18 protein-coding genes are annotated in these 14,469 nt (G+C 67.5%); 11 read left to right on the plus strand and 7 right to left on the minus strand.

From position 1 onward, the window contains the following. Positions 1-7 precede the first annotated feature (7 nt). The 10 genes from kdpB to ACVPT3_RS05115 all read left to right on the plus strand — a co-directional run bounded on the left by kdpB (position 8) and on the right by ACVPT3_RS05115 (position 9,542). Complete coding sequence (gene kdpB / locus ACVPT3_RS05070; RefSeq protein ID WP_492043107.1) at positions 8-2,074, plus strand: potassium-transporting ATPase subunit KdpB; 2,067 nt, start codon at positions 8-10, stop codon at positions 2,072-2,074. Between the two features lie 21 nt (positions 2,075-2,095). After that, entirely contained in the window at positions 2,096-2,674 is a 579-nt protein-coding gene (kdpC, locus tag ACVPT3_RS05075) for a potassium-transporting ATPase subunit KdpC (protein WP_492043108.1), read from the plus strand. An 85-nt stretch (positions 2,675-2,759) separates the two neighbouring features. Then, positions 2,760-5,354: a DUF4118 domain-containing protein gene (locus tag ACVPT3_RS05080; protein ID WP_492043109.1), complete on the plus strand. Its 2,595-nt coding sequence runs from the start codon at positions 2,760-2,762 to the stop codon at positions 5,352-5,354. Between the two features lie 24 nt (positions 5,355-5,378). Next, positions 5,379-6,068 (plus strand): winged helix-turn-helix domain-containing protein, encoded by a 690-nt coding sequence (locus ACVPT3_RS05085; protein ID WP_492043110.1) that lies wholly within the window; start codon positions 5,379-5,381, stop codon positions 6,066-6,068. 85 nt (positions 6,069-6,153) lie between these two features. Beyond that, positions 6,154-6,780: a peroxiredoxin gene (locus ACVPT3_RS05090; RefSeq protein ID WP_492043111.1), complete on the plus strand. Its 627-nt coding sequence runs from the start codon at positions 6,154-6,156 to the stop codon at positions 6,778-6,780. Beyond that, the gene (locus ACVPT3_RS05095) at positions 6,777-7,190 is read left to right on the plus strand and encodes a metalloregulator ArsR/SmtB family transcription factor (RefSeq protein WP_492043112.1); all 414 of its coding nucleotides are present in this window, start codon (positions 6,777-6,779) and stop codon (positions 7,188-7,190) included. The genes ACVPT3_RS05090 and ACVPT3_RS05095 overlap by 4 nt, the downstream gene beginning before the upstream one ends. 217 nt (positions 7,191-7,407) lie before the next feature. After that, the gene (locus tag ACVPT3_RS05100; RefSeq protein WP_492043113.1) at positions 7,408-7,854 is read left to right on the plus strand and encodes a hypothetical protein; all 447 of its coding nucleotides are present in this window, start codon (positions 7,408-7,410) and stop codon (positions 7,852-7,854) included. Positions 7,855-8,079: 225 nt separating this feature from the next. Then, positions 8,080-8,472, plus strand: coding sequence for an NADH:ubiquinone oxidoreductase subunit NDUFA12 (locus ACVPT3_RS05105; RefSeq protein ID WP_492043114.1), 393 nt, complete (start codon positions 8,080-8,082; stop codon positions 8,470-8,472). Further along, positions 8,469-9,149 carry a DUF2155 domain-containing protein gene (locus ACVPT3_RS05110; protein ID WP_492043115.1) on the plus strand — a complete coding sequence of 227 codons (681 nt, stop codon included), beginning with the start codon at positions 8,469-8,471 and terminating at the stop codon, positions 9,147-9,149. Before ACVPT3_RS05105 ends, ACVPT3_RS05110 begins: the two co-directional genes overlap by 4 nt. A 27-nt stretch (positions 9,150-9,176) precedes the next feature. Beyond that, a complete protein-coding gene (locus ACVPT3_RS05115) occupies positions 9,177-9,542 on the plus strand; it encodes an EF-hand domain-containing protein (protein WP_492043116.1) in 366 nt (121 codons plus the stop codon). A gap of 30 nt (positions 9,543-9,572) precedes the next feature. Here the strand turns inward: ACVPT3_RS05115 and lepB are convergent, their stop codons facing one another. The 5 genes from lepB to aroQ all read right to left on the minus strand — a co-directional run bounded on the left by lepB (position 9,573) and on the right by aroQ (position 13,467). After that, positions 9,573-10,358, minus strand: a complete 786-nt coding sequence (lepB, locus tag ACVPT3_RS05120; protein WP_492043117.1) for a signal peptidase I — start codon at positions 10,356-10,358, stop codon at positions 9,573-9,575. A gap of 81 nt (positions 10,359-10,439) precedes the next feature. Continuing rightward, positions 10,440-11,126 carry a leucyl/phenylalanyl-tRNA--protein transferase gene (aat, locus tag ACVPT3_RS05125; protein WP_492043790.1) on the minus strand — a complete coding sequence of 229 codons (687 nt, stop codon included), beginning with the start codon at positions 11,124-11,126 and terminating at the stop codon, positions 10,440-10,442. Next, on the minus strand, positions 11,123-12,475 hold the full coding sequence (gene accC, locus ACVPT3_RS05130; RefSeq protein WP_492043118.1) for an acetyl-CoA carboxylase biotin carboxylase subunit: 1,353 nt from the start codon (positions 12,473-12,475) through the stop codon (positions 11,123-11,125). The genes aat and accC overlap by 4 nt, the downstream gene beginning before the upstream one ends. A 9-nt stretch (positions 12,476-12,484) precedes the next feature. Further along, entirely contained in the window at positions 12,485-12,973 is a 489-nt protein-coding gene (gene accB, locus ACVPT3_RS05135) for an acetyl-CoA carboxylase biotin carboxyl carrier protein (RefSeq protein WP_492043119.1), read from the minus strand. Between the two features lie 47 nt (positions 12,974-13,020). Then, entirely contained in the window at positions 13,021-13,467 is a 447-nt protein-coding gene (gene aroQ, locus ACVPT3_RS05140) for a type II 3-dehydroquinate dehydratase (protein ID WP_492043120.1), read from the minus strand. Between the two features lie 115 nt (positions 13,468-13,582). Between aroQ and thiS the strand changes: the two genes are divergently transcribed. Continuing rightward, positions 13,583-13,780 (plus strand): sulfur carrier protein ThiS, encoded by a 198-nt coding sequence (gene thiS, locus ACVPT3_RS05145; protein ID WP_492043121.1) that lies wholly within the window; start codon positions 13,583-13,585, stop codon positions 13,778-13,780. Here the strand turns inward: thiS and ACVPT3_RS05150 are convergent, their stop codons facing one another. Continuing rightward, on the minus strand, positions 13,781-14,167 hold the full coding sequence (locus tag ACVPT3_RS05150; protein ID WP_492043122.1) for a type II toxin-antitoxin system VapC family toxin: 387 nt from the start codon (positions 14,165-14,167) through the stop codon (positions 13,781-13,783). It lies immediately after the preceding gene. Further along, the gene (locus tag ACVPT3_RS05155) at positions 14,164-14,409 is read right to left on the minus strand and encodes a type II toxin-antitoxin system Phd/YefM family antitoxin (protein WP_492043123.1); all 246 of its coding nucleotides are present in this window, start codon (positions 14,407-14,409) and stop codon (positions 14,164-14,166) included. The genes ACVPT3_RS05150 and ACVPT3_RS05155 overlap by 4 nt, the downstream gene beginning before the upstream one ends. Positions 14,410-14,469: the final 60 nt, after the last annotated feature.

Genomic DNA, 14,469 nt, shown 5'->3' on the forward strand with positions numbered 1-14,469 from the left:
CCCTGACATGACCTTTGTAAATCCCGAACGCCCGGACGCGGCCCCGGTCGCGCCCCTGGCCGGCGGCCTGTCCGGCCCCCTGCTTGGCCGGGCCTTCACCGACGCCGTCGTCAAACTGCACCCGCGCCGCCTGCTGCGAAACCCGGTGATCTTCACCACCTGGATCGTCGCCCTGCTGGCCACGATCTCGGCCGTGGCGGCCCTGGCGGCCGGCGAGGCCGCAGGCTTCGCGCTTCAGCTGGCCGTCTGGCTGTGGGCGACCGTGCTGTTCGCCAATATCGCCGAAAGCGTCGCCGAAGGGCGCGGCAAGGCGGCGGCGGACTCCCTGCGCGCGACGCGGGTGACGACGAAAGCCAAGCTGATCGTCGACCCCACGACCGGTCTGACCGTGCCGACCGCCGCGAACGAACTTGAAATCGGTTCGATCGTCCTGGTCGAGGCCGGCGACGTCATTCCTTCGGACGGCGAGATCGTCGAGGGCGTCGCCTCGGTCAACGAGGCCGCCATCACCGGTGAATCCGCGCCGGTGATCCGCGAGGCCGGCGGCGACCGTTCCGCCGTCACGGGCGGCACCACGGTGCTGTCCGACTGGATCAAGGTACGGATCACCGCCGAGGCGGGCTCGACCTTCCTCGACCGCATGATCGCCATGGTCGAGGGCGCGAACCGGCGCAAGACGCCCAACGAACTGGCCCTGTCCGTCCTGCTGGCGGGCCTGACCCTGGTGTTCCTGATCGCGGTGGCGACGCTGCTGGGACTGGGCGCATATTCGGGCGTGGATCTGGACCCGATCGTGCTCGGCGCCCTGTTCATCACCCTCATCCCCACCACGATCGGCGGCCTTCTTTCGGCCGTCGGCATCGCCGGGATGGACCGGTTGCTGAAGGTCAATGTGCTCGCCAGCTCCGGCCGGGCGGTCGAGGCTGCGGGCGACGTCGACACCCTGCTGCTCGACAAGACCGGCACCATCACCTTCGGCAACCGGATGGCCACGGAAGTGATCCCCGTTCCCGGCGTACGGCCCGAGGCGGCCCTGCGCGCCGCCGTCATGGCGTCTCTGGCCGACGAGACGCCCGAGGGCCGTTCGATCATTGAACTGGGCCGCACGGCGGGCCTGGCCGTCGACCTGCCCGCCGGCGCCAAGGCCATCGCCTTCTCGGCGATGACCCGCCAGTCAGGCGTGGACGTGGACGGCAAGTCCTGGAGGAAGGGCGCGATCAATGCGGTGCTCAAGTCTCTGAAACTGGTCGACGCCGATGTGCCGGCCGAGTTTCGCCAGACGGTTGACCGTATCGCCCGGTCGGGCGGCACGCCGCTGGCGGTGGTCGAGAACGGCGCTCTCGTGGGCGTCATCCACCTGAAGGACGTGATCAAACCGGGCATGAAGGCGCGCTTCGCCGACCTGCGCCGCATGGGTCTGCGCACGGTGATGATCACCGGCGACAACCCCGTCACCGCCGCCGCCATCGCCTCGGAAGCGGGCGTCGACGACTATCTCGCGGAGGCCACGCCCGAGGACAAGATGCGCCTCATCAAGGCGGAGCAGGCGAAGGGCCGATTGGTCGCCATGTGCGGCGACGGCGCCAATGACGCGCCCGCCCTGGCGCAGGCCGACGTCGGCGTGGCCATGCAGACCGGCGCCCAGGCCGCGCGCGAGGCCGGCAACATGGTCGATCTCGACAGCGACCCGACCAAGGTCATCGAGATCGTCGAGGTCGGCAAACAGTTGCTGATCACCCGCGGCGCCCTGACCACCTTCTCGATCGCCAACGACGTGGCCAAGTATTTCGCCATCATCCCGGCCATGTTCGTGGTCGCCCTGCCGGCGCTCGGCGCGCTCAACATCATGGGGTTGCACAGCCCCGAGAGCGCCATCCTGTCGGCGGTGATCTTCAACGCCCTGGTGATCGTCGCCCTGATCCCCCTGGCCCTGCGCGGGGTCAAGTACCGGGCCATCGGGGCCGGGGCGCTGCTGTCCCGCAACCTGCTGATCTACGGGCTGGGCGGCCTCGTCGCCCCGTTCGTCGGCATCAAGCTCATCGACATCGTCGTTTCCGGCCTCGGCCTGGCCTGACCCCTTCGCAAAGTGAACTCCATGCTCAGCCAACTCCGTCCGGCGGTCGTAATGATCGCCCTCTTCACCCTCCTGCTCGGCGTGGCCTATCCGTTCGCGGTCACCGGCGTCGCCCAGCTGGCCTTCCCCGCGCAGGCGAACGGCAGTCTTATCCGCCGTGCAGACGGCCGGATCCTCGGCTCGGCCCTGATCGGTCAGCCCTTCTCCGAGGCGCGTTATCTGCATCCGCGTCCCTCGGCCGCCGGCGACGGCTATGACGCCTCGGCCTCTTCCGGTTCGAATCTGGGACCGCTCAATCCCGACCTGGCCGAACGGATAAGGACGGACGCCGCCGCCATCCGGGCCGATACGGGCGCCACGGTCGTACCCGCGGACGCCGTGACCACCTCCGCCTCGGGCCTCGACCCCGACATCTCTCCGGCCTACGCTCGGCTCCAGGCGGCGCGGGTGGCGCAGGCGAGGGGAGTGGACGTAGGCGTGGTGCAGCAGGTGATCGACCAACACACCGAGGGCGCCCTGCTCGGCTTCATTGGTCAGCCGCGCGTCAATGTGCTGCTGACCAACCGGGCGCTCGACGCCCGCTTCCCCGCCGCGACCTGACTTGCCGGAGGCTCCGCGCCCTTTAGATCCGTCGAAGGTCGCTGCAAGGCGTCCCAGACGCGGACGGCTGAAGGTGTTCCTCGGCATGTCGCCGGGGGTCGGCAAGACCTATGAAATGCTGCGCGCCGCCCGACGCCGAAAGGCCGAGGGCGGCGATGTCCTGGTCGGAGTGGTCGAGACCCACGGGCGGCGCGAGACCGAGAGCCTGCTGCGCGGCATGGAGGTGCTGCCGCGTCGACCCATCGACTACAAGGGTCGGGTCCTGATGGAGTTCGACATCGACGCGGCGCTGGCGCGACGGCCCGACCTGTTGCTGGTCGATGAATACGCCCATTCCAACGCGCCCGGTTCGCGCCACACCAAACGCTGGCAGGATGTCGAGGAGATCCTGTCGGCGGGCATCGACGTCTGGACCACGCTGAACGTCCAGCATCTGGAAAGCCTGTCCGACGTGGTGCTGCGCATCACCGGCGTGCGCCAGCGCGAGGCCGTGCCCGACAGCGCCCTGAGCGGGGCCGACGACATCGAAGTCGTGGACATCACCCCCGACGAACTGCGCAAGCGCCTGTCCGAGGGCAAGGTCTATGTGCCCGAGACCGCGCGTCTGGCCTCCGAGAATTTCTTCAAGGTCGAGAATCTGACCGCCCTGCGCGAGCTGTCGCTGCGGCGGGCGGCGCAGACGGTGGACGATCAGCTGCTTGCGACCCTGCGGGAGCGGGGCGTTGAGGGGCCCTGGGCGGCGGGCGAGCGCATCCTGGTCCTGGTCGGGGGCGACGCGATCGCCGCCTCCCTGGTCCGCGCCGGCCGCCGATTGTCGGACATGATGATGGACGCGCCCTGGACCGTGGCCCATGTCGAACGACCCAGCCGGCCGGTCTCGGGCCCCGACAGCGCCGCCCGGCTGAACCAGGCTTTCAGGCTGGCCGAGCAGCTTGGGGGGCGGTCGATCGTCCTGACCGGCGATGATGTCGTCAAGGCGGTGATGGACTACGCCCATCGCAACAACGTCACCCAGATCGTCATCGGCAAGGGCCGCGACAGCCGCATCGGCGAACTGCTGGGCCGCTCCCTCGCGGGGGCGCTGCTGCGCGCCGCAAGGGGCGCGGCTCTGCATGTGGTGACGGAACAGGCCGGCGTGCGTCCCGAAAAGACGCCGAAGGCCTCCGAGCCCGCCCTCCCCGGCCATTGGCGGGGCTATGCGGTCGGGGCGGCCTTCATAGTGGCGGCGACCGGCCTTGCCCTGGGGCTCGATCGCGCCTTCGAGCGGGTCGATCTGGGGGTCGTCTATCTGTCGGCGGTGCTTGCGGCGGGTGTTCTTTACGGGCTCAGGCCGGCGCTGGCGGCCGCGACGGTGGCCTTCCTGACCTATAATTTCCTGTTCCTGGCGCCGCGCTACACCTTCGTCATCGGTTCACCCACCGATGTCCTGACCCTGATCGTTTTCTGGGCGGTCGCGTCGGTGACCGGCGGGCTCGCGGGCCGGGTGCGGGATCAGGCGAGGAACGCGCAGCGCCGGGCCTCGGCGGTGTCGGCGCTTCTCGCGGCCAGCCAGGCGCTGGCCGCCGCCGATGATCGTCTCGAAACCGCCCGGGCGCTCGCCGAGCAGACCGCCGCCGCCGCCGGCGCCAAGGCGATCGTCCTATTGCCTCAGGACGGAGACATCGTGCCGGTGGCGGGCGCTCCGGAACTCGAAAAACTGGGCGCCGCCGCCATGGCCGCCGCGCGGTGGGCGTGGGAGCGGGGCGAACCCGCCGGGCACGGCACCGGAACCCTGCCCCAGACCAGCTGGACGTTCAGGCCCCTGCAGGGCGTCCGCGCCCGGTCCGGCGTCGCGGGGATCGAGGCGGATTCCCTGGCGCCCGGGTCGGATGAGGAGCGGCTCGCCCTGGCGCTGCTGGAGCAGGGGGCCGTGGCGCTGGAGCGGGCGCAACTGGCCGGCGACGCGGTCGAGACCGAGACCCTGCGTCGCACCGACCGTTTTCGCGGCGCCCTGATGAACTCGGTCAGCCACGATCTGCGCACCCCGCTTTCGACCGTGCTTGGCGCCGTCACGACCCTGATCGACTATGGGCCGACGTTGAAGCCGGACGTCCGCCAGGACCTGTTGCTCAGTATCCGCGAGGAGGCGGAACGTCTCAGCCGCTATGTCGGCGATCTGCTGGACATGACCCGGCTCGAAGGCGGCGCGCTCAACATCAAGACGGACTGGACCGATGTGCGCGACGTCCTGAACGCGGCGGCGGACCGGGTTTCACGCCGGCTCGGCGCCCGCCGCGTCACGCGGGACTTCCCGGTCGAGCTCAGCATGGTCAGGATGGACCAGGGCCTTCTCGAACAGGCCCTGGTCAATATTCTGGAGAACGCCATCGCCTACAGCCCTGACGGCTCGACCATCGAACTCGCCGCCTATGAAGATCATCGCTCGGTGGTCATCAGTATCGAGGACGAGGGCAAGGGGATCCCCACCGCCGCGCTGGAACTGGTGTTCGACAAGTTCCGCCGCATGGAGGCGTCGCCCGACCGCTCGAAGGGGGCAGGCCTGGGCCTGGCCATCGCCAAGGGCTTCGTCGAGGCCATGAACGGCCGGATCGCCGCCGCAAGTCCGATCGTGGGCGACCATGGCACACGCATATTGATCAGCCTGCCCAAGGCGGTCGCGACCCATCCCAACCTGCTGTAGAATCCCCAACCTGTTGTAGAATCCATGTCGCCCGTCAGACCTCGCATCCTCGTCATCGACGACGAACCACAGATCCACCGCTTCCTCTCGCCGGCTCTGGACGCCGCAGGCTATGAGCCCAGGCGCGCCGACAGCGGCCAGGAGGGGTTGCGCGGCATCGCCCTGTGGAGCCCTGATGCGGTGGTGCTCGACCTCGGCCTGCCCGACATGGACGGCAAGGACGTGCTTGTTCGCGCCCGCGAGTTCTACGCCGGGCCGATCATCATCCTGTCCGCCAGAGATCGCGAGGCCGAGAAGATCGAGGCGCTCGACCTCGGCGCCGACGACTATGTCGAAAAGCCCTTCGGCGTCGGTGAACTCCTGGCCCGGGTGCGGGCCCACCTGCGTCAGACGGCCGGTCGCCGCGAACCCGCCGGTCCGCTGACGATCGGCGATGTGGTCATCGACCTCGAGCGTCGGGAAGTCACCCGCGCCGGCGCCGGCGTCCGGCTGACGCCCAAGGAATACCAGGTCCTCGCCCACCTTGCCCGCGACGCCGGGAAGGTGATCGGCCATGGCGCCTTGCTGACTGCGGTCTGGGGGGCCGCCCACAAGGACGACACCCAGTATCTGAGGGTCCTCATCGGCCAGCTCCGGCAGAAGCTGGAGGCCGACCCGGCCCAGCCCCGGCTGATCGAGACCGAACCCGGCGTCGGCTACAGGCTCAGGGACTAGAAATCCGTCCGCGCGCGGCGATGGCCGCCAGATCATTTATTAATTGGCGAAACTATGTATATCGGCAGCTATGGATACGAATTCGATGACAGAGGCTCCGATCATCCGCCCATTGCGCATCAATGATCGCGCCCCGGATTTCTCGGCGCGCACGACCCGGGGTCAAAAGCGTCTGAGCGACTATCGCGGGCGCTGGCTCGTGCTGTTTTCCCATCCGGCGGACTTCACCCCGGTCTGCACCAGCGAGTTCATCGGCCTGGCCCGGCGACAGGCCGAGTTCACGGCCCTTGGGTGCGAACTCATGGCGCTATCGGTCGACAGCCTCTATGCGCACCTGGCCTGGCTGAAGGACATCCATGACCGTCTGGGCGTGAAGGTCGAGTTTCCGATCATCGAGGACCCCTCGATGGTCATCGGCCAGGCCTTCGGCATGTTGGACCCCGCCTCGCCCGACAGCGCCACCGTCCGGGCGACCTTCGTGATCGATCCCCAGGGCGTCATCCGCGCCATCAGCTGGTATCCGATGACGGTCGGTCGTTCGGTTGAGGAACTGCTGCGTCTGCTGAAAGCCCTCCAGGCCACCGATCGCGAAGGCGCATCGGCGCCCGAAGGCTGGACCGAGGGCGCGCCCCTGCTGGAGCCGGCCGCTGTCGATCTGGATGACGCCCTGGCCGACGGCGAGCTCTGGTACTATCGGGAACGTCGCACGTGACCTCCGTCGATCCGGAGGTGATGGAGCAGTTGAAGGCGAAGGCGCCCCAGGCGGCCGATCTTCTTCGTCAGCTCGCCAACGCCAACCGTTTGCTGATCCTGTGTCATATCTCTCAGGAAGAACGGTCCGTCGGCCAGCTGGAACAGGATCTCGGCATCCGCCAGCCTGGCCTGTCCCAGCAGCTGGCGGAGCTGAGGCAGTCCGGCCTGGTCAAGACCCGTCGGGAATCGCGTTCGATCTACTATTCCATCGCCGACGACCGCGCCGCGGCCGTGATGGCCATGCTCTACGAAATCTTCTGCAAGGACGCGACGGCGGTTGTGGGACGTCTCCGCGCGGAAGAGGCGCCGGTCTCTCCGCATCCGCGCGGCGACGCCGCCCGGTTCGCCAGGATCATTCCCGAATCGTGATTGGTGGTCGTGCGTCAGCAATGCCTCGCGCTCTTCCGGGCGCTGTCAGGCGTTACAGGCCGGACAGGGGCCGGGGCGTGTGCTCATAAAATCGCCGATCCCACGGGGCCGCTTGCAAGTAGCAAGTCAATGTGAGTTCACGACTCGTTGCGTACGTTCGAGCGAGCGTCGCTATGAGGAGCTTACAGGGCAAGCATTTTGGTGTTTGGTCGGTAGAATGAACTCGAAGGCATTCCCCTTTCATGATGGTTACCTTGTAGCCGTCTCGGTGACAGAGCACGCCGCCGTTCTTGGTCTCAAGCAGGCTGGAGGCGACGAGTTCGTGATGACGCTTGGCGGCGTAGAAGCCTTGAGCCTTGACGGGTTTCGTGAGGGAAACATCATACTCGACCTATGGATGGTCAGCGGAAAACAGCCCACCAGCAAAGATTTGCAAACCATCGAACTCGCCGAAGTGATGGAAATCCTTTTTCCCGGCCCCCATCCCGAAGCAGCGTCTGAATATCACGAGAAACACGCCGCGATTATCGAGACGAAGTTGGAGAGGGTGCGTAGCGGGCAGGCGGCACTCGTCCTGATGATCCCGGCATATGGGGCTGATTTGTATGCATTCTGCGGTTCGGTCGTTCTTGACCCGCCCGTGCCTACGCTCCCTCTCCGCTAAGGTCCGCTAACCACCCGTTGCGGCGGTTCGGGACGTCTGCTGTTCGGCAGGCCGCTGCGCATCACTTAATGGGTACACGACCTAAGGCGCGCGGACGATGACGGCCTGACGTTCTCTGTCTGGCAGGCAAGCGCGGCTCGGTGCTGGACGAAATCGGCGCGGCTTTCTATGATCACGTCCGGCCGCAGGATTTGTCCGCGGCGTCTTTCGCGTAGGTTTGACGACGTGCTGAACAAGATTTTCGCTTGGTGGAACGGGGCCACGATCGGCACCCTCTTCACGATCGCCAAGCGTGGCCGTTACGTCGGAACCGACGAGATCGGCAACAAATATTACGAGGCCAAGGACAACTCGAGCTACGACGGCCGCAAGCGGCGCTGGGTCGTGTACGAGGGCTATGCCGAGGCCTCCAAGGTGTCGGCCGACTGGCACGGCTGGCTGCGCTACACCTTCGACCTGCCGCCGACCGAGGCGCCGCTGCCGCGCCGGGCGTGGGAGAAGGACCATCTGCCCAACTTCACCGGCACGCCGATGGCGTGGCGCCCGCCGGGCTCCCTGGCCGCTGACGCCAAACGCCCGGCCGCCACGGGCGATTATCAGGCCTGGACGCCCGAGTGAGACCGAATCGCCTCCTGCTGGGCGGGGCGGCCGTCGTTGCGGCGCTCAGCGCCGGGGCGGTGACCGCCAGCGTGCTTCAGGATGCGCCGCGGGATGCGCGGCCCGTCCAGGGCGGGTCGCAGGACGTCATCGGCGGCATCATTCGCGATACGCCCGCCTCGCCGGCGGGCCAGGCGCCGGTCGAGGCGCCTCCAGCGGGGACCCCCGCCCCCCGCGCGCCTGTGGCCACAACCCCGCCCCCGGCCGTGATCATCGCCGAGGACGAGGCGGTGGCCGAGAAGGCGGCGGAGGAAGAGGCGACCGAGACTGCGGTGGTGGAAAAGGCCATCGAACAACCCGCGACGCCAGCTCCTCGCCAGCGGCGCAAGTTCGCCATCATCCAGGCCATCGACAAGACCACCGCCGAGACCATGAAGTTCGAGGTCGAGGTTGGCGGCCGGCCGGTGCGGTTCAACAAGAATCTGATCTTCAGCGTCCGCGCCTGCGAGATCTCGACGCCGGACGAACTGACCGAAGACGCCATCGCCTATGTCGACGTTTCCTTGCAGGCTCGGGGAAACAACCCGGCGGCGGAACCGCGCCAGATCTTCCGGGGCTGGATGTTCGCGTCGTCTCCCGCCGTCAGCGGGCTGCAGAACACCAATTACGACGCCTGGGTGGTCGGCTGTAAGAACTAGGGCGGGTGGCAATCCGGGGAGGCAGGCGTGAATTCTGAGCCACGGGTCGGCAAGCGACCGCCCAAGAAAAGCGAGACGGTCGAGATTCGGCTGCCTCATGCGACCAAGATCGCCTTCATGGCCCGCTGCCGGGCCGACGGTCGCACGGCCAGCGACGTCATCCGCCGCTTCATCGAAGACGAACTGAGCCGGCCGGCCGGCGCGCGCGCCTCGATCCGGACGGGTTGGCGCCCGTTGGTCGCGGCCGCCGTCGCCGGGCTGGCCCTGGGCGCCGCCGCGCCGTCCCTGGCCCAGTCCGTCGCGTCGGATCTGGCCCGGGACCGGGCGGCCTTCGCGCGGCTGGATCGCGACCATGACGGCGCAATCCGCCTCGACGAGTTCCGCGCGCGCTAGGACGGCGCCCCCGTGGCGAGCAGCCGTTGTCTAGCGGATGCGGAGCAGGAACCGGTCCCAGTGAAGGTTCAGCCAGGTCCAGGGTTTGCCGAGGCCTGCGCCTGGCTTCCATGAGGCGGCCACGAACTCCGCCCTGCCGACGATATTCTCCGCCGGCAGGAGGCCGACGCCCTGATCGGTCGGCCAGCGGCTGTCCAGCGAGTTGTCGCGATTGTCCCCCATCATGAAATACTGGCCGGCGGGCACGCGATAGACCGGGGTGTCGTCGCCGGGCTGATCGGGTCCGCCGTCATAGGTCACATAGGTTTTGCCGCTCGTCAGGGTCTCGCGAACCTCGCGCACCCGCCGGAGCGGCGCGTCATGGTCGGCGGTCAGGCCCAATGGAGTCTGATGGATCGCTGTCCCGTTGACGAAGACGACCCCGTTCCGGACCTGTACGCGATCGCCGGGCAGGCCGACGACGCGTTTGATCCAGACCTGGTCCGGGTCGTGCGGGCGGCGGAAGACCACGACCTCGCCCCGCTTGGGGGAGCGGCCGAACAGGCGCCCGTCCATCACCGGCGGATTGAAGGGCAGGGACGCCCGGCTCCAGCCATAGGCGTATTTGGACACGACGATATAGTCGCCCGTCACCAGTCCGGGCTCCATCGAGGACGAGGGGATGGTGAAGGGCTGGAACAAGGCGATTCTGACGATCGTGGCCAGGATCAGGGCGAGCAGGACGGTGACGCCGATTTCGCGCAGCTCGCGCATCGGTGACGGAGCCGGCATGGCGTCGGCGGGGGCGGTCAGGGGCTGGGTCAGGGGCTGGGTCATGGGCGGATCAGGCCGCCGGATCCCCGGCTTCGCCACAGGGATGTTGTCGGGACAGGCCGGGGATCTTGTCCGGACAGTCGATCAACCCCGGGCCAGGGCCTGTTCCACCGCCTCTGCGCCCGTCATCGGCGCCGTCAGGGCCGTCTCGTCCGCCGCCACCTTCAAGGCGGGCTTCAGCCGTCGCAGATAGGCCGCCTGCGGCGTCTCGACGGTGCCGAACTGGCTGAGATGTTCGGTCAGGAACTGGGCGTCCAGCAGGGTCCAGCCGCCCTTGCGCAGCCGCGCGACCAGATGGACCAGGGCCACCTTGGAGGCGTCGCGTTCGCGGCTGAACATGCTCTCGCCGAAGAAGGCGCCCCCCAGTGAGACGCCATACAGGCCGCCGACCAGCCGCTCGTCCTTCCAGCATTCGACCGAATGGACGAAGCCCCGGGCGAACAGGTCGGCGTACAGACGGCGGATCGGGGCGTTGATCCAGGTTTCCTCGCGCTCGGGCCCCTGGGCCGCCGCGCAGCCCTCCAGCACGGCCTCGAAGGCGGTGTCGACCCGCACCACGAACGGTTCGCTGCGCACGGTGCGACGCAGCCGGGTGGGGATGTGGAAGGCGTCCAGCGGGATCACCCCCCGCTGCTCGGGTTCGATGATGAAGACGCGCGGGTCGTCCCGCGACTCGGCCATCGGGAAAACGCCCCGGGCGTAACAGGCCAGCAGGTCCTCGGGGCCAAAGCCGCCGAATGGCCCGCTGGCGCTGTAGTCGGGCTCGGTCAGGCGTCGCCCTTCTGACGGGCGGCCCACTTCTCCAGCCAGTGGATGTCATAGTCGCCGGACAGGATGTCGGGCTCCTGCAACAGCTTCTGGAACAGGGGAATGGTGGTGTCGACGCCGCCGATGACGATCTCGTTCAGCGAGCGCTTCAGCCGCGCAATGGCCTCTTCGCGGTCGCGGCCGTGGACGATCAGCTTGCCGATCAGGCTGTCGTAATAGGGCGGGATCGAATAGCCGGCGTAGATGGCGCTATCCAGACGCACGCCCAGGCCGCCGGGGGCGTGGAAGTCGGTGATCTTGCCCGGCGAGGGGGTGAAGGTCTCGGGGTTCTCGGCGTTGATCCGCACCTCGATGGCGTGGCCTTTGAACTCGATGTCCTCCTGGGTGAAGGACAGGGGCAGGCCGGCGGCGATGCGGACCTGTTCGCGGACCAGGTCGACGCCGGTGATCATTTCCGTAACCGGATGCTCGACTTGCAGGCGGGTGTTCATCTCGATGAAGAAGAACTCGCCGTCCTCCCACAGGAATTCGATGGTGCCGACGCCCAGATAGCCGATGGCGGCGATGGCCTTGTTGACCGTCTCGCCGATCTGCTTCCTGCCTTCGGCGGAAAGTGCGGGCGAGGGGGCCTCTTCCAGCACCTTCTGGTGGCGGCGCTGCAGCGAGCAGTCACGTTCGCCCAGGTGCACGACATTGCCGTGGCTGTCGGCGATGACCTGGATCTCGATGTGGCGCGGCTTCTGGAGATAGCGCTCCATATAGACGGCGCCATTGCCGAAGGCGGCCTTGGCCTCGGACTGGGCGGTCTGGACGGCCTCGACCAGATCATCAGCCGTCAGGGCGACCTTCATGCCGCGTCCGCCGCCGCCCGCCGCCGCCTTGACGATCAGGGGGAAGCCGATGGTCTTGGAAGCCTCGATGGCGGCTTCGACGGTCTCGACCTCGCCCTTGGAGCCGGGGACCACCGGGATGCCGGCGTCCATGACCGTCTGTTTGGCGCTGATCTTGTCGCCCATGACCCGGATATGTTCGGGCTTGGGACCGATGAAGGTCATGCCGTGGGCTTCGACGATCTCGGCGAAACGGGCGTTTTCCGACAGGAAGCCATAGCCGGGGTGGATCGCCTGGGCGCCGGTGATCTCGGCCGCCGCGATGATCGAGGGGATGTTCAGATACGACTTGGCCGCCGAGGCGGGGCCGATGCAGACGCTCTCGTCCGCCAGCCGCACCCACATGGCGCCGCGGTCGGCTTCCGAGTGCACGGCGACGGTGGAGATGCCCATCTCCTTGCACGCGCGGTGGATGCGCAGCGCGATCTCGCCGCGGTTGGCGATCAGGACTTTGGTGAACATCAGGGCGCCTTAGGCTTCCAGCAGGACGAGGGGCTCGCCGAACTCGACCGGCTGGGCGTCGCCGACCAGGATCTCGACCACGACGCCGTCGCGCGGGGCCTGGATCGGGTTCATTGTCTTCATGGCTTCGACGATCAGCAGGGTCTGGCCCTTCTTGACCTTGTCGCCCGGCTGGACGAAGGCCGGGGCTTCCGGAGAGGCCTGCAGATAGGCGGTGCCGACCATCGGCGACTTCACCTCTTCGCCGGCGCGGGCGACGATGGTGGCCGGGTCCGACGGCATGGAGACCGGAGCGGCGGCAGCCACGGGCGCGGCGGCCGGCGCGGAGGCGGCGGCGTACTGGACCGGCGCGGCGTGCATGGTGATCTCACGCGCCACGCGGATGCGCAGCTCGCCGCGCTCGACCTCGACCTCGGTCAGGTCGGTTTCGTTCAGGATCTCGGCCAGCTGGCGAACCAGGGCGGCGTCGATCTCGGCGTGTTTCTTGTCATCGGCCATTGCGGTGCGCCTTTGTCTTTCGTCTTGGAATGCGAACGGGTCGGCCCTCAGGCGCGTTCCCGAACCTTGGTAAGAGCCGCCTGGACGGCCAGTTCATAGCCGGCTGCGCCGAAGCCGGCGATGACGCCGGTCGCCGCGGACGACACATAGGAGTGATGGCGAAACGCCTCGCGCGCCGCCGGATTGGACAGATGAAGCTCGATCACCGGAATGGTCAGGGTCTTCAGCGCGTCGTGCAGGGCGACCGAGGTGTGGCCATAGGCCGCCGGGTTGATGATCAGGGCCTGCGCGCTCTCACGCGCCTCCTGGATCCAGTCGACCAGCACGCCTTCATGGTTGGTCTGGCGGAACACGATCTGCGCCTCGCCCGCCGCCGTCACGCAGCGCTGTTCGATGTCCGCCAGGGTGTCGCGGCCATAGATCTCCGGCTCCCGAACCCCGAGGAGGTTGAGATTGGGGCCGTTAAGCACATAGATGACGGACGTGTCGGACATCGCTTCTCGAATCGAGGCTCCGGAATCGGGCGACCTCTGACGGTTCAGGGCCGGCCTTGTAGCTTAGGCGCGGCGCGGGTCAAAGCGCAGCGTGGAAACGGATTGACCTAACGTCATGCACATTCAAGTCAACGGTGATCAACGCGAGGTCCATGCGACGACCGTGACCGAACTGGTCGAAGAACTGGCGCTGGACCCCCGCAAGGTGGCGGTCGAGCGTAATCTGGAGATCGTGCCCCGGTCGCTGCACGCCGTCACCGCCCTGGCCGAGGGGGACCGGATCGAACTGGTCCAGTTCGTCGGCGGCGGGTGATCAGACGGCCAGTATGGCCTCCTCATAAAGGGTGATGTCGCGGTCGGCGGTCATCAGTATCAGGTTTTCGCAGCGCGCCTGTGCGATCAGGGCGCGGTCGAACGGGTCGCGGTGCAGCAGCGGCAGGGCCTGGACGGCGAGGCCGTGCAGGCTGGTGAAATCGATCTCGTTGTAGCCGTTGGCCAGAAACTGATTTCGCAGCCGCTCCGGATCCAGCTGGAAGTCGAGCCGTTCCAGCCGGCGCTTTATCCCAATCTCCCAGATGCTCACCGCGCTGAAGAACAGGAGGTTATGCGGATCTTCCAGATAGCCGCGCGCCCTGGCCGACAGACGCTCGGGCCGTGTCGCCGTCCAGACCAGCAGATGGGTGTCCAGCAGGATGTTCACGGCTTGCCGTAGAACATCTCTTCGATTTCGTCCTTGAACGGCGTCTTGATGTCCTCCGGGATGACGCCTTCGCCCTCCATGAAGCCGATGCGTTGCACGACCTTTTTCGGCGCCTCGTCCAGCGGGACCAGTTTGGCCACGGGCTTGCCTGCCTTGGCGATGGTGATGGTTTCACCCTTGGCGGCCCGGTCCAGCAGGCGCGACAGGTGGGTCTTGGCCTCGTGGACGTTGACCGTTTCCATGTGTCGCTCCGGGTGAACTTAGTCCACTTAGTTTAGTCCATCGGGGGCCGTCTCGCAACG

The organism is Brevundimonas sp. FV1ps31S, assembly GCF_058681265.1.